The 16,077-nt window shown below is 44.2% G+C and carries 11 protein-coding genes; 4 read left to right on the top strand and 7 right to left on the bottom strand.

The genetic code is table 11. From position 1 onward, the window contains the following. The 7 genes from tssI to HMPREF3179_RS09335 all read right to left on the bottom strand — a co-directional run. Positions 1-4,615 (bottom strand): type VI secretion system tip protein TssI/VgrG (gene tssI, locus HMPREF3179_RS09365; RefSeq protein WP_246824433.1); only part of this gene is annotated, 4,615 nt, incomplete at its 3' end. Further along, complete coding sequence (locus HMPREF3179_RS09360; protein ID WP_070470890.1) at positions 4,549-5,652, bottom strand: pentapeptide repeat-containing protein; 1,104 nt, start codon at positions 5,650-5,652, stop codon at positions 4,549-4,551. The genes tssI and HMPREF3179_RS09360, both read right to left, overlap by 67 nt. After that, on the bottom strand, positions 5,642-8,251 hold the full coding sequence (locus tag HMPREF3179_RS09355; RefSeq protein ID WP_070470888.1) for a DUF2169 family type VI secretion system accessory protein: 2,610 nt from the start codon (positions 8,249-8,251) through the stop codon (positions 5,642-5,644). The genes HMPREF3179_RS09360 and HMPREF3179_RS09355 overlap by 11 nt, the downstream gene beginning before the upstream one ends. Before the next feature lie 6 nt (positions 8,252-8,257). After that, positions 8,258-10,600, bottom strand: a complete 2,343-nt coding sequence (locus tag HMPREF3179_RS09350) for a type VI secretion system Vgr family protein (protein WP_036560294.1) — start codon at positions 10,598-10,600, stop codon at positions 8,258-8,260. Between the two features lie 27 nt (positions 10,601-10,627). Next, a complete protein-coding gene (locus HMPREF3179_RS09345) occupies positions 10,628-11,017 on the bottom strand; it encodes a DUF4150 domain-containing protein (protein WP_070470886.1) in 390 nt (129 codons plus the stop codon). Positions 11,018-11,037: 20 nt separating this feature from the next. Next, the gene (locus HMPREF3179_RS09340) at positions 11,038-13,368 is read right to left on the bottom strand and encodes a type VI secretion system Vgr family protein (RefSeq protein ID WP_070470884.1); all 2,331 of its coding nucleotides are present in this window, start codon (positions 13,366-13,368) and stop codon (positions 11,038-11,040) included. A 274-nt stretch (positions 13,369-13,642) separates the two neighbouring features. Then, positions 13,643-14,392 carry a DUF3540 domain-containing protein gene (locus tag HMPREF3179_RS09335; RefSeq protein ID WP_070470883.1) on the bottom strand — a complete coding sequence of 250 codons (750 nt, stop codon included), beginning with the start codon at positions 14,390-14,392 and terminating at the stop codon, positions 13,643-13,645. 72 nt (positions 14,393-14,464) lie between these two features. Between HMPREF3179_RS09335 and HMPREF3179_RS12595 the strand changes: the two genes are divergently transcribed. The 4 genes from HMPREF3179_RS12595 (at position 14,465) to HMPREF3179_RS09320 (ending at position 16,070) form a co-directional block, all read left to right on the top strand. Beyond that, positions 14,465-14,590 (top strand): hypothetical protein, encoded by a 126-nt coding sequence (locus HMPREF3179_RS12595; RefSeq protein ID WP_256388754.1) that lies wholly within the window; start codon positions 14,465-14,467, stop codon positions 14,588-14,590. Positions 14,591-14,849: 259 nt separating this feature from the next. After that, the gene (locus HMPREF3179_RS09330) at positions 14,850-15,620 is read left to right on the top strand and encodes a Fic family protein (protein ID WP_070470881.1); all 771 of its coding nucleotides are present in this window, start codon (positions 14,850-14,852) and stop codon (positions 15,618-15,620) included. 43 nt (positions 15,621-15,663) lie between these two features. Then, positions 15,664-15,858 carry a recombinase family protein gene (locus tag HMPREF3179_RS09325; RefSeq protein WP_018027298.1) on the top strand — a complete coding sequence of 65 codons (195 nt, stop codon included), beginning with the start codon at positions 15,664-15,666 and terminating at the stop codon, positions 15,856-15,858. Between the two features lie 20 nt (positions 15,859-15,878). After that, positions 15,879-16,070, top strand: a complete 192-nt coding sequence (locus tag HMPREF3179_RS09320) for a hypothetical protein (RefSeq protein WP_070470879.1) — start codon at positions 15,879-15,881, stop codon at positions 16,068-16,070. Positions 16,071-16,077: the final 7 nt, after the last annotated feature.

Genomic DNA, 16,077 nt, shown 5'->3' with positions numbered 1-16,077 from the left:
AGCGCAAATAATCCACCTCACGACCATCGGGGCGAAGCGTGCAAATCAGATTGGATAATTCATCGTACTGGTAACGCCACTGCTTGGTGACTTGATGGTCGAACACATCATACTGATGCGTCTCTTCCACCACATTCCCTAAGGCGTCATGAATAAAACGATTTAAAGAATGCGGGTTTTTAGCTAATACCAAACGACCGTTTACATCATAGGCGAACTCACGCACTTCATCGGCACTGAGCACCTTCGTCAGTTGCCCCATCACATCGTATTCATAAGCGATGCTCTGATCTTCAAAGGTCACACCTTCTAAACGGCCTGTTTGCTTATTGATGTGATACTGCTTTTCTTTCCCGTCAAAGGCACGCTCATGTACTAAGCGACCCAGCGGATCGTAGGTAAAGCGGTAACTGTCGTCGTTTTCATTAACCAGCTCCGCTAAGCGTCCCAATGGATCGTAGCGATAATTGACCGTATGATTCAAGGCATCAATACGCGCCTGTACTCGACCTGCTGGATTATATCGATAAGCCGTCTCCCTATCCAAACCATCGATAAACTTAAGTAGACGACCCTCGGCATCGTGCTCCAGATAAATCGGATTAACACCACTACGTGCTACTTTAGCAAGCTCACCATAGCGATCATAACTGTACTCTTCGGTGGTGCCACTGGCCTCGGTCAGTTTAATTAAACGACCCAGGAAGTCATAATCCCACTTGGTCATTTTGCCAGAACAGTCGCGGAACCACGCCACATCGCCCGTGACGTGATAACCGACATGCTTGTTACCGCCTTTGGCATCCTCGATGCGTATAATTTGACCTTTGCTATTGTATTGATAACGTGTCACATGACCCAAAGGATCCGTTTCCGCCTCCACCAAATGCTGCGCATTATAAGCACGATGCCATTGACTGCCATTCGGCTCTTCCAGCAAAATCAGATGATTATCCGTATCATAACCGTAACGAATCCGCGTACCATCCGGTTGCACCACCTCTATCAGGTTATCAAAGGCATCGTAAATAAAACGACTGACCGTACCGTCCTGATACTTAACCTGAGTGATATTGTTAAATTCATCACGCTCATTGATGCGCGTGGTACCATCACAATAGGCAATGGACATTAAGTAGTTTTCAGCATTAAAAACGTACTTAGTCGTTTGCCCCAAAGCATCCGTCACGTAGGTGCTCAGATTTTCCCGATCATAGCGCAGAGACAAGGCCTCTGAACCATCATCGCACGCCTCGTGCACGCATCGGCCAATCTCACCATCCATTATCCAGGCCAGATTTACACCACGACCTGTTTTATCTTCGTAGCGCGTAATCAAGTGATGCGCTTGATATTGGTAGCGGTTGCTTAAACCATAACGGTCAGTGGCTTCGATAAGATTACCTTCTTCATCATAACGGTACGAAGCCAAGACTTGCTCTCTTTTACGACCACTGGCGGCATCCGTTTCATAGTAAAAGATATCTTTAATTCGATCCTGCTCGGTATAACGGAAATGTACCGTATATAAGTCACTTTCAATGCGCAACAATCGTGCACGCTCATCATAATACAACTTTAGCGTATTACCCTGAGCATCTTGTAACTGCGTCAGACGATAGACCGAGCCCATTTGCACAAACAACAGAGTACTGTGATCTTTAGCACGCACTTGTAAACGATCTGGCGCAGGTTGAGACCAGAATAATTCTTCTTTTCGATCGTAAATTTCTTGTTGCAATGGTAGAGCCTGAGGACAAGTGGTTAATCGCCCTTCGTTCGAGACGAGCGTTGGTACATCTTCCTCCAGATAAATATACTGCAATAAGGGCGTATTCCAACGTGGTCCCAAAGCACTTAAAGCCCCTTCTTCATCATAAGCATAGCAATTAGAACGGTATTGCCGTGCCCATACGATTGGCATCACACCGGGCAAGCTGAAGTCGACATGAGTAAAAGACTCATCACCCAACGCAAAATCAATGGAATTAACGGAAGCAGCGACTGCCATGCCTACACCGGCCGCAGCTGCAATCGCCCCCCCTGCCATGATCTGGGAACGTGACAGATTTCTACAGCTTTTGCAACGATTAGGCGCCTTCTCTGGCTTTTTCTTCCTGCCCCTTCCAGAATTTTTACCGCCTTTGCCGCCTTTACCGCCACCCATTTTATTGCGTAAGCTTTGCATTGCTGAAACAAAAGCCGGTCCAGCGCCATTCAACCATTTTTTAAAACCTTTTTTATAAAGAATACCAACCAGCTCAGTTGATGAAATACCGGATTTACTCTCGTGACCAACCAGCTGTAAATTCACGCCCATCACATTAGCTGCAACAAACTGATTACTTCTTGCATTTGCTGAAAGGCCAATATCTACAATGTTTCGGGAAAAAGCATTAGCAGCAAGAGTTTCCTTCGCACCTGTAAAAGTCAGACTAAAAGGCACATCCTTTTGATGCGAAACGGTCATGTTCTGATAGCTCAAGTGTCCTTTAAAAGCAAGAGATGATTTCCTCGACAATTGACCGGAAGCTTGTTGTGTTACCTCCGAAGCTGAACATATATTGATATTTCCATCTGATTGCAACTTCGTATCGGACACCTCTGCATTCGTATTTAACCTAGGTGTGCTCCAATCCAAAGAGGCAGTCTGCAGGCTGGAGGATGATTTTATCGTCACCGTTTCAGAAGCACCAATCGTCTGCTCGACACTACCATTAACCTCTTCATCATCTAAGGCTTGGGTATTTAAATGATAGCCCTGCACCGTATGCGTTGCTGCTCCCGATACCGTACTATCGAAGGTACCGGTAATCGTCTCATCCACCCCATCCAAGTAATCTTCCTGCAAATTACCACCAATGGATTCGGTCAGTTGTGTATCAATGGTGCGCTGGTGATCCGACTCATAACGGGCTTGACCTCCACTATGCAATACCACATCCGAAGTACTGTGTGCAGTATGAGAACGGTAGCCGGCAATGGCGGACACCACATTACCGACGATTTTCTGCGTTTGCTTATCCTTAACCAAGGTATTCATATCGCGCTCAGCGATAAAAGAGAGCATTTCCTCACCTGGACGATCATCAAACATCAAGCGATTGGCATTACTGGCATCGCCATTTTTACTGCGCGTAAAAAAGCCGCTCTGGGTAGCATCATCGGGCAAATTCACTGGTGGCATATTTAAATTATTGTAGACTCGACCAATCACCACCGGGCGGTCCGGTTGACCATCCACAAAGTCCACCACTACCTCCTCGCCCACGCGAGGAATTTGCACACCACCAAAACCCGAGCCCGCCCAAGGTGATGAAACACGCACCCAGCAGGAACTGTTTTCATCCAATTGCCCATCACGATCCCAGTGAAATTGCACTTTAATTCGACCGTATTTATCCGTCCAGATTTCCTCACCGGCTGGCCCCGTCACCACCGCTGTTTGAGGACCTCCCATTTTAGGTTCCTGATGAATTCGTGGGGCGCGGAACTGTGTGTCTTTAGGTATATACGTCGCTACAATTTCAAAATAATACTGCTCATCCGCACCGGAAACATAAGATTCCATGACAATATCGTAAGTGACCTTAATCACCAAATAGTCCCCGTTATCGTTGGGGAATGGTGCATTCTGCAATGTCATGATATAGCCGGGTGCTAAATCTCGTAAGCGCGTGCGTGCTTCAGCAAAGTCCTGCAATGCCTGAATCGACTCCAAATGCACCCGGGCATAATGCGCCGACTCGTCTGCTGACACATAGCCCCCAAATGGCTCATAAACCGTTAAATCCATGCCCGTTTTCTGTGTTAAACGCGAACTAAAACCGCTTAAATCAGCGCGTGGATTTTCGAAATTATAGTCTTGTGTAGCGTAACTATTTGCTGTTAATTGTCCCCCCGGTTGCCAATCAAAAATATGTTGTTCTTTGGCATACACCATTTCATCTTCAGCATAATAGTAAGCCGTGCTGTTAACCGGCAACTTAGGGTGACTCTCCTTGTAATCGCTCAATACCAGATAATGCTTCCCCTCTTCATGACGGAACCAATAGTAAATCCCTTCATGTTCCAATAAACGGCTGATAAAGGCAAAATCGGTCTCGTCATACTGAACGCAATAGGTCCACTTACGATAAGACTCAATCAATTTCTCTTCTATCAACAAGTCATAGGATTCCAACACCTCACGCACTACATCAAGGGCAGACATTTCTTGGTATATACGACTGTTCTTTGCTTGGGTGCTGTACCACAGTTGTGGTACGACAAAGAGCTCGTAAATAAAATACTTCTTCTCATTGACCAATTTCTCGCTGACTAAACGAACCTCTCTGACCATACCGTTCAGATAGCGAGGTTGTGCGCCGGTATCAATCTCAATCGTCACATCAGTGCTCGGTAATTGGCTTTGCTCAATGGGCAAATCCTCACACACGGCCTGAATCCGGTATTCAAAGAGAGCAGATAACTGCTCACTGCCTTGCAGTGAGAGGAATCGCAAGCGTTCGGCAAAGAGAGTGGTAAGATTGACGACACGATTCATGACTAAGACCTTTTCAGTGCTGAAATATTCGGGGAAATACGGGAGGGTTGACGGTGTTGCTCGGACCATAACTCAGCCTCAAACAAGGCCTCATCTTTTTCCAAGGCGCCTGCACGTTTTTTTAAATCGGGCTGATCGCTTAAAGCACGATGAAAACGCGTTTGCTGCAACTTGGCCTCGGCAAAGGTACTGCCACTTAAATTGCTAAATGAAAAATCAGCGTGCTCCAAGTCACAATGATCAAAGCAACTATTAACGGCGCCGGCTTTTTGCCAGACACTCATGGCCAAATCACTGTGTTCAAAGTTAGCTTTTTCAAAACTCGCCTCAACAAATACTGCTTGTCTGAACTGGGCAGAGCGGGCGCTTAACTCTGTTCCATGAGCCTCGACAAAAATGCCATAAGGCGCTTGCACACCGTCAAAATTAGCATGACTGAGATTAGCTCCTTTAAAAGAAGCTTGGGCTAATTGACTTTGTCTAAATGAAGCAAAACTCAAATCACATTCAGTGAAAACGCACAAACTGAGATCTAGCTCCTCAAAATGACTGCCACTTAAATTTGATTTAGCCCAAACAATATGTTTTAACTGACAACAATTCAGTGTAAGCTCACGACAATCCAAGTCATAAAGAACTGATTTATAAAGCTGACACTGACTCAACTGCGTTTCTTTAAAAGTGGTATTAGCAAAAAGGGTCTCACTTAATTCCAATCCGGTCAGACTTACCTTCTGCAATGAAGAATTCAAAAAGGCGGCCTCTCTTAAATAACCCTGCTGGACCACACTCCCATCAAGGATTGATGCTTGCCATTTCACGTTGGGCAAGAAACAGTCATACATATGAACACTTTGGAACTGACACTCATTAAATAACGCCATATTGGCATGGCACGAATGAAACTCAGCTCCGTTAAAATTACAGTCATTAAAAACACTTTGACTGAAATGCACATCAATGAAACGGGCTCCACTAAAATCAACCTGGTCAAAAACCACCCCCGAGAAATCCCATTGTTCAAAGACAGCACCAGAGAAGTCCAGATGGCGGATCGGCACACCATTAGCCAACCATTCTTGCAATAAGACCTGATCAAACTTCATTTACTGCCTCTCTTTGACTTGGCTCCAGCTGAATCTGCTTCAAGTAATTTTCATGTTCAATACAATCACTATGCACTTTAGTCTGACCCATATCACATCGGAAAAAATTTACTCGAGTAAAATTAACTGCTGAAAATTCCGCATGAGTAAAAAAAGCATTCGTCAAATTCGCATCGGTGAAATCCGCAGCAACAAAACGCGTACGCACAAAGGTGGCGTCAGGCACTTCCATTGCGACAGCAGTGATATTTTTAAAGCTTGAGGTGGAAAACTCACTATTTTCAACAATGGCACGGTCAAATTGACAAGCCTCAAAATTCAAGCCCCGCATACAACTGTTTTTAATCAATGTGTCTGAAAAATCCACCCCAAGCAAAGTTTGAGAAGTGACAATGGCCAACGCTTCCAACCATGAGGATTTAAAACTCACCTGCCCCAACTCTACATAGGTTAAAGCCATGCGGAAAATGTAATTATTCTCAAAATCACATTGTGAAATTTGACATTCCGTAAAAGCACAGCGCAACCACTCGCACTCATCAAAACTGGAGTTTCGCAAATGGGATTCCAATAATGCGAAACCGTCCGCTACACAATGATTTAATCTTGAATCAATAAGCTCAAAATTTTGCCACATGCTCTCATTAAAATGACAAGAACTTAGTTCACACTCTGCAAATACCAACTGACTCAACATCAACTTCTCAAACCGGCAATTCTCGAAAACTGCTCGCTCAAAATGACATTGGTTAAGATTGCTTCCTTCAAACCGACAATCCTTGAACCGCGCTCCCTGCAATGTGGCAAAACAAAAAGCTGTTTCCCCAAAACGACAATTTTCAAAACTGCTTTGACTAAGATTAGCTCCCTTAAAAAGAACAAGAGAAAAGTCCATATCCTTAAAACACAAACCTGACAAATCTATACCGCTCAGATCCATCGCTTCGACAGACTCACCATGCGCTATTCTGTCCAATAATCGCTCACGTCCTTCCAAAGGACTCTGCGTTAAAACGTATTTGCCTTGCTCATAATGTGCGCTTAGGGACCACATTTTTTTCTCAAGTCTGTGCAAACGCATCTCATCTTGCGCACTCTGCTTCGTCTGCATCCGATTCAGTTGACTTAATCGACTTTGCTCTGTGGCCTTATTAATATTGACGCGTCCGGCATCCTCACGGATCCGATCAAATAAAGCATCTGAACCGGTTAACTCATTTAATTCAGTATCCAAGCCACCACTCAACACATAACGCTGTCGCGCTTCCTTTACCTGTCTGAAATGCTCACGCAATTGCTCAACCCTCTGATCTTGCCAACGCTGCTGTTCAGGTAAATAACGCAGATCTGCGCGTGGTTGAGGCCCGACTTCTTCCGGCAAATACTCATCCGCCTGCAAACCCATCGTTGCCAAATGTTCACGCGTAATCGTACGCATATAGTGCTGCAATTTATGCAGTTTTTCACTCATAGGTCCCAAATCACCGGGTTTAGAATCAAAACCGTGGGTTTGCACATTCTCCGGTAACAAATCCTCATCCGAATAAGCCAATAGTGCCGAACGCTCAACCTCTTCACGCTCCTCCATAAACTCCAGATAATGCGTTTGTTCTTTAGCTGAATGCACCCACTCTAAAGCAGCTAACACATGCTTAATATCAGAACCATCTTCATGCCAGCAGGGCACGGATTCCTGAAAGATTAACAAATACTTTTCCAAATGCGGAATTAACCACAAAGTTTTAAGCTTCAAAAAAGCTTCCTGGGTGATAATTTCATCCTTCGGGGATTTTTGCATTTTCAGTAAACAGCGGGCACGCCAAGCCGGCACACACCCATGCCATAACGCTTTATTGGGATGCATATGGCGCACTGCAAACTCGGTGTTTATAGGCAACTCACTCAACTCCGACCAAATTTGCTCACTTTGTGCAGCGTTAAACATCGTGGGATCCATATCCGGAAAAAAACCGGGGAAATCGGTTTTTTTCCACTCCTCACTATAGTTGCCCACCTTACTGAAACGAACAGGCCACATCATAGATTGGGCACCAAAATTATACGCTCGATGCTCTGAGGACGGTTCGCTCAACAAATCCTCAGGGTTCTCCACATTGGGCATCGCCACACGATCAGAAGATTGGCTTTTATTCGGATCAATCCATCCCTTGCCCTCCGGATTATCCGGATACTGTTCACCACCATAACTGTTAGCCCAGCTTAATGGCATCTCCTTAAAATCAGCGGCCGGGCTGATTTTTTTATCTTTGTAATGACGCTCACCAAAAACTCGTAAAGTACGCTGCTTATCATTGACTCGCACCGTCACATCTAACTCATTTTTTTGCTCGGCAAAAGCACTATACGCGACACCGGACACGAGAAACTCCGGATGCACTTTAGGCACACCGTACTCAAGTACTCCGCCACAATCCATATGACTTTTTGCGACATCCCATAACGTGCTTTCAGTTTCTAGTATGGGGCTGACATCCGATGCGTCCACCATGACCAATACACTTAAACCGAGCCGCGATTGACTGCGCCAACGATAAGGGCGAACCTGCAGACTGAGCGGCATTGCTTTGGTAATCTTCATAATTCCTTATAACTTCTGAGCAATGCCATGCAACTGTGTCAGATTCATTTTCGACAAATCAATACCTATCAAGCTGCCTGCATTCTTCTCCATATCATCCACTTTGTGCACAACTTTAATTTGCACACCCATCAATGCTGCTTTTGAGGCCTGATGCGCATCCTCTATAAAGTTAGCATTAAGCTTGACCCCACTATAATCTACGACATTAATAGCAGCTTTCCCCTCGACCACTGTTAAACCCAAATAACAAGAAGTGATCGTTTCAATCTTTTGTGCAACGGCAGAGACACTATTCTCCATACTTAGCTGTGTTTCTGTGGCTCCCGCTTCACTACTATAGTTCGCACTTAAATCGGTAATTGAAGCGCCTGATTGCAGGGAATAATCTCCTGCTTTCACATCGATACTTTGTGCATTTTGGTTCATTTCGCCTCCACTAACCGTTAGCTTTGTGGAACCCGCAACTTGCACCACTTCAGCATCCTGAAAAATACTATGTTTATTTGCAGCCACTGTATCTTTACGTACTCCAGTAATACTCTGCTTATAACCACTATCATAGGAATGAATAGCCGGTTCTGCTGCTACAGTTAATTGCTCCGTACCCCCTGTAGTCTCCGTATTAGGACCGGTATAACTACGGCGCTGACGTTGGTGCACGGTATCTGTACTGTTACCACTCACCGTTAGCGTATGACCACTTTCATGTTGATATGCCGCATTACCGCCAACTTTCTTCGTGTGCATACCACCATATGACCAATGATGAGCACCACCGATATTGGTCGCCGAAGAACCTCCCACGTTGTGTGAGCTGTCGTTTTTAACAAAATAATCCATTGATTTCTGAGCAACCATTTTCACCAACTCATTGCCCAAAGCATCTTCAAATAGTACGGAGTTAGCCTGATCAGAAGTTCCATCCTTAGTGCGTGTATGAAAACCACTCACCGTAGCATTAGCCGGCAACTCCACAGGAGGCATATTGTCCGCATTGTAAAGACGTCCAACAATGACAGGACGATCGGGGTGACCTCCTAAAAAGTCAACAATCACCTCCTCATTGACCCGAGGAATCTGCATACCGCCAAAACCACCTCCTGCCCAAGGACTTGAAACACGCACCCAACATGAGCTGTCACCATCATCAATTTGGGCGCTATCCCAATGAAACTTCACTTTCACACGACCGTATTCATCGGTCCAAATGGACTCCCCTTGCGGCCCCACGACAACTGCTGTCTGGGGACCATAGGTGTATGGAATTGGAGTGAGTTTGGGCTGACGATATTGCACTGTGGCGGGAATTAATTTAACCGCACATTTCGAATGCGCTTTTTGCTCCTCATTAGTCGCATAAGCCGCTTCCGCCAAATCATAATGAATGGCAGTAATCAAATACTGCTGATTTTGTGCTCTGTCCGGATGGCGTTCCAAGCTAATCAACTCTCCCACACTCAGTAAAGGACTATTGGAAAGCGCCTGCACCGTTTTACGCTGTGCTTCAAAGATTTCAATATTGATGGCGGCGTAACGTTCCCCATCCTCTAGCTCGGCATAATCACCGATGGCTTGATAAATCTCCAAAGGTACACCATGATGGTGCGTTTGCGAAGAGTTTTTTTGCACCGATAAATTAACATTTGGTTTGTTAAGATTATAATCAACCGCCGCATATTTATTGGGTGACAAACTTAAGCGTGGTTGCCATTGATAAAAATGCCCTTCCTCGTGATCCAGACCACTGCGTCGATCATAGAACTTCATGCTGTCATAAGCAGCCACCGCTTTGTGCTGATGACGGTCATCGGCAATAATCAATCGATGCTTAGCCTGCGAATGCTCAAACCAATAATACAGCCCTTCATGCTCCATCAAGCGACTGATGAACTCAAAATCCGTCTCATCGTACTGCACACAGTAACCCCATTGACGGTAACTGCCGCTGGTTCTAAACTCCAACTCAAAAGGATAGTCCTCAAGCGTTTCACGAATAATTTCGGGAATCGTTTTCTTCTGATGGATTTTATAGTGATTATTTTGGGTTGCTAGCCATAACCAAGGACGGATACTAGCCTCAAAAATAAAGTAACGTTCTGTCAAGGTTTCCTGAGCAATACGTTTAACGCGGGTCACCAAACCACTCAGATAACGCCGCTTACCCTCAATCTCGACATTAAGAGTGATTTCCTCGCCAATGAGTGCCTTCGCATCAAAACCGATATCCTTTGAAAGGAATTGCAATTGAAACTCATACAAAGAAGAAATCGCTTCGTCACCACTTAAGGAACGAAATAATAATTCCTGCTCGGCAAAAGAACCGCTGATTTTAAAGATTTTTTTCATGATAATCTTTATTGTCTATAAAATAGCCTATCCAGCAAAAATGGAAATATGAGTACAACCTGTCAACAAACAAAAACCAATCGTATTCGTACGATTCTGTGGCCCTCCTGCGCACATACGATTAGCAGGACAACCAAACAGCAAGGTTGTGTACGAGTTCAAAAAAATGCGGCGACTGACAGAAGAAACCGTATTTGAAATTACACCCAATGCGACACCTGGAAAATCCCCTACTGTTAACGGTATTTTAGTGGCCAAATTGTGCGCAAAAGCATTGTTAAATAAAATGCTGACGGCCACCGGTATCGCCGCCATCGCAAAACCTATATCGGGAAACGGAACTGGTACCATCGCAGGGGTTTTACACACATTGGGAAAAGCGAAATCGATACCGAACAATTGATTCGCAGCAAACATTTCAACTCCTTTAAATACCTCTATGGATTATCAATCGTAATTCCGGTCAGCTGATTTTTAGAGGCAACCTCCTGACCTTTTGAACCGACGATTTTTAATTTGACTCCCATAACTTCACCCTTTAACTGACTGGACTCATTTTGATTGTAAATCCCCCCAAGTTTGACTCCCGCCATTCCAAATTTATTGATTTGTTGGGACTCATTGAGCCCATTGAAAGCTAAACTAAATGCACCTCTACTCGTACTCTGCACCGCCAGTAGATCTTTTTCCAAACTAAGCACAAGTTCCGTTTGGGACTGCTCAATCACGGTAGGAGCTACTTGCGTCAAACCGGGTGCCATCAGCGTGACATTGGCACCTGCCTTACTCTGATGATTCGCTGTAGAATTAATGACTGTCTCACCGGAGACCTGGATATTCACCGGTCCACTTTGAATATTCATCGGCCCGCCAGTCACTGTTTTGCTGTAGCCCGATGCCACGGTAGAACTTTCATCTCCAGAAACCTTACGTGTCACCGAACTCTGTGCCGTATGGGTATAATCCGTTTCCACGGTACGATCGCGACCGGCTCCGTAGGTGTAACTCGCCTGTCCGCCGACCACATTTTGCACAAAACCTCGCTGCATATTAATCACGGCATTACTGCCAATTTGATGACTACGCGGCCCTCTAACCGTTTCATCCGATTTACCCAGTATGGTGCGCTCTTGATTGGCCTGGTTTAATATCGTCGAAGCTGCTTTAAAAATATTGTCATCAAAGCCGTCCACACTCAGATCCGTGGTACCGCCATGCTCACCCATCTGTTGACCGATGACATTAATGTCCTCATTGTTTTTGACCAACGCATCCATATCTTTTTGCGCCTGGAAGCTTAGCATCTCGGCGTCCGGTTTGTCCTCTAATAGCATTTGGTTGGCAGTTGACGCATCACCAAATTTGGAGCGCGTCACCGTACCGCTTTGTGTGGCGTTGGCAGGGAACTCCAAAGCCGGCATATTTTCCGCATTGTATACCCGCCCCACCACCATCGGACGATCCAATTGTCCACCAACAAAGCCTACAATTACCTCATCCTTAATACGCGGGATTTGCACACCCCCAAATCCACCACCAGCCCACGGACTGGAGACACGCAACCAACAAGAACTGTTTTCATCCTGTTGACCCTCACGATCCCAGTGGAACTGCACCTTAATGCGGCCATATTTATCGGTCCAAATTTCTTCTCCCTGAATACCGACCACTTTGGCCGTCATCGGCCCTTGTGCTTTGGGGATAGGGGTCACTTTGGGGGCTCTGAACTGCGTTTGATGAGGAATGACAGTAAGCTTTACTTCTATTTGATGCTTTTCCGCATCTCCACCGCCATCCGTTGCGTAGGAGTTTTCTTCCAGATGAAACTCCGTAGCAATAATCAGATAGGGGTTTTGAGCTGCTCGCAGTCGTGCAACTTCAAAAATATGCCCACAGCTTAATAGAGGATAATTGCTGAACGCTGTACAAGTCTGCGAACGCCATGCATCACTTTCGGCGGCGACACGAACATATTTCTCGCCATCATCCAACTCAAAATAACCCGGCAAGGGATCATAAATCTCCATTGTCTTGCCATTATTTTTACTCAGCGAATAACTCACATCCAATTTAGCGGAAGCCTTCTCAAAATCGTAATCGACCATCGTGTGCTTATTACTATATAGACTATCCGCAAAAGCCCAATCACGTAGAATAGGACCATGAGAAGGCTGCGATTGATCGTCGGAGTAATAATTAATACTGAATTCAGTACCTGAGGATGGTTTATGCGCCATGGTACTGTCCACCAAGACTAGTTGATGCTCACCCTCTTTATGCTCAAAATAATAATAGATCCCCTCCAACTCCATCAAACGACTGATGAACTGGAAATCGCTTTCATCATATTGCACACAATAAGGCCACTCGCGATAATCCTCGCGAAGCTGCCAATCCACACTAAAGGGGTATTTAAGCAATACTTTTTTAATGATATCGGGGACAGTCAAGTTTTGAAAAATACGATTATCGGTGTTTTGCGTTGCCAACCATAACCAAGGATGGATTTCAAAACGATAAATATGCTCTCTATCATTAATATCGGCAGGCTTCAAATACTGAACCTGGGTAATTAAACCCTGAAAATAACGTTTACCCTGATCAATCTCTACATGCACTTCCAACATCGTGCCAAGCAATTGCTCCAAGTCCAAATCACACTGCGCTGCCACCAAATCAACGCGGTAATGAAATAAGTCAGATAGTCTTTCCTGACCGGAGAGTGACTTGAACTTCAGCTCATCACCCAAAGCAGTGATCGCGTTCATGTGTCTATTCATCATCTTACTTCCGAGAAAACAAAAAACCACTCAACAGCAACAACGCTTGAGTAGTCTTTTCAGATAGAGTTTTATTCAGGAAAGAAGTCTAGATCACATTTATTGCAGATTGATGACGAAATTGTGGCAAGCGCCTGATGTCATACACTTGATGTAACAACACTTAACACAAACACCCGTCCAAGCCTAAAAGGTAATAAATTGATACTTTTTTATGCGAGAGTTAGAAAACACAAATGTGATATCTAAGGTAGCGTCAAGCTTATCCCATATGGATTTGATCACTATCCACTTTGACCAAGTCTTTACCCGTCACCATCGTATATTTAGAATGAATACGCGCACTATCTTCGGCTTGATAATCCATCGTACCGGCACGCACCTGCTCCACTTGTTCGGTAATACGGAAAGTGCTGCGACTCATCTGTGATAGCCTATCCACGATCACCTCATAGACCTTACCGACCAGACGGGTTATGCTGATAGTAGAGCGCAACTCTTTACCTACATAATCCGCACGATCAATCACACATTGTGCCGTCTGCGCCTCCATCTCGACATGGGCAGATTGAAGTTTCATAGCTTCTGTACTTTGCAGAGACAATTGTTGCGAACGAAGCGTCAAATGCCCTTGGAACTGCAACTCAGCCTGCTCCGGTTGCGCCTGCTTAATAATGGCAATAATATACAAATGCTCACTATCAGGACCACTGATTAATACACTGTCGCCAGGACTCGGCATCAGTAAGCAACTAGCCGCCTTTTCACACAAATACTGAAGGCCTTCCACCTTTACCGAATAGGCTCGCGCTACACCGGCTTCATCCTCAAGCACTTCAATAACCTCCGCTAAGGTATGCAAAGGCTTACTTGTAGAGGCGGGCATCTGGTGAGTACGCAATAATTGCTCCAACTCACCAGCCGCAGGTGCTAATGGCTCGGATTGAGTATTCGGGCTTTGGTAAAGTGATCGATTGGTCAATGTGCCCTGCGTACCAGACTTAGTATTCATAAGTGAAAATTCCTACCATAAACGCTCTTATTCATTGAGCGCAAAAAAATAGACTTATTAGTTTATTACACGATGGTTGCAGATTTATTGCAGCCATTACAAGCTGAGGATATGAATATGAACATCTTATCAAGAAGGCTTGGCATAGATAAGCCGGCACAAACTGTGGTGTTAATTGTTATTCCGGCAGAGGAATAAACGCTTGCTCATCAGCAGGAACCTTAACAAATCGATCCGCCCACCAAGGCATGGATTACGAGTACATTTTAAATATTGTTCTTTCCATCATTGCTATTGTGTGTTTTTTTGAAAAAACGCATTTAAAAGAAATTTATTATGATCCTTACGCCAAACGCCAAGCATTACAAGGTAGTAGATAACATTGCCGTTAACAACATCTGTGCAGCGAATAAATAATTTAGCTAAACTAATGGCACTAAACGACAAAGGAATAACAATGTACGTAGACCAATTAAAAAAATTTCTAGATAGTCACCGCCCACTATCTGAAATTACAGTACGCTCATTATTTAATGATTTTGCACTAAGATACAACCACGAAAGCAATCGAATTGAGGGTAATAACTTAACGTTGGTTGAAACTCGGGTATTCCTAGAGCAAGGTGTTACTGTTAAGGGTAAACCGTTTAAAGATTTTTTAGATGTAAATAATCATCGCTTAGCGATTGATTACATGATGGATCTTATTGATAAAAAAGAACCATTAAGTGAAGGTTATATCAAAAAATTTAATGCTATCTTATTAAAATCAACAAAAGACGATCAATACGCTGGTGTTTATCGTCACATACCTATCACAATAGCAGGTTCTCCGCATACGCCACCCCAGCCATATTTAATTGCTCCCAAAATGGAAGAGCGCATTAATTCATACCACACTGATATAGCCCACCCCATTGAAAAGATTGCCAAATTTCATGCCAAGTTTGAAGCGATTCATCCATTTATTGAAGGCAATGGTCGCACGGGTAGGCTTATCATGAATACCGAATTAATGAAGCATGGTTACCCAATGGCCATCATTAAAAGTGATGATAAAGATACGTATTATGAAGCGTTGATTGCTGCTGATAACGGTGATTATTCGTTAATCATAAATTTAGTTACTGAAGAAGTGGAAAACTCAATTAAACAAACGCTATCAGTAATAGATCCTGAATGGCCAATTAAGTTTGAGCATTACTTCAGTAATGAGAAAGAACGCTAACACTGAAGCCTAACCCGGTGGCAGAAGCATGTAAGCTGAAGGGATGGCTGGAAACTATGACGTTTTGATGTTGGAAGGACTTGATAGGCTTTCAAGAGATCAAGTTGAGCAAGAACGGATTGTGAGAAGATTAGCGTACCGAGGTATCGAAATAGCTGGCGTGGCTGATGGCTATGACTCTACCCTTTCAGCTCGCAAGGTTCTCAGAGGAGTAAGAGGCTTAATTGATGAAATTTAAAAATCATATTACAACAATTAATGGCACAGCTAACCAACCCTTTGCCGTATGACTTGGATGATGTTGATCTGTCGGAGTACAAATCAATTGCTGATGAATGGAAAAACTGGGAGTATGTTAAAGAACATGCAATTAAAGTCTCTCATTGGATTTTAGATAGTGAAATAAAACTTTCTGAGATTGAGATGGAGCCTGTAAATAATTTTGTGTAACTTCCTT

It is taken from the genome of Oligella sp. HMSC09E12, assembly GCF_001808505.1.
Lineage (GTDB): Bacteria > Pseudomonadota > Gammaproteobacteria > Burkholderiales > Burkholderiaceae_B > Oligella > Oligella urethralis.
Note: the sequence above shows the minus strand (reverse complement) of the source record. Positions and strands in the feature narration are given on the sequence as shown.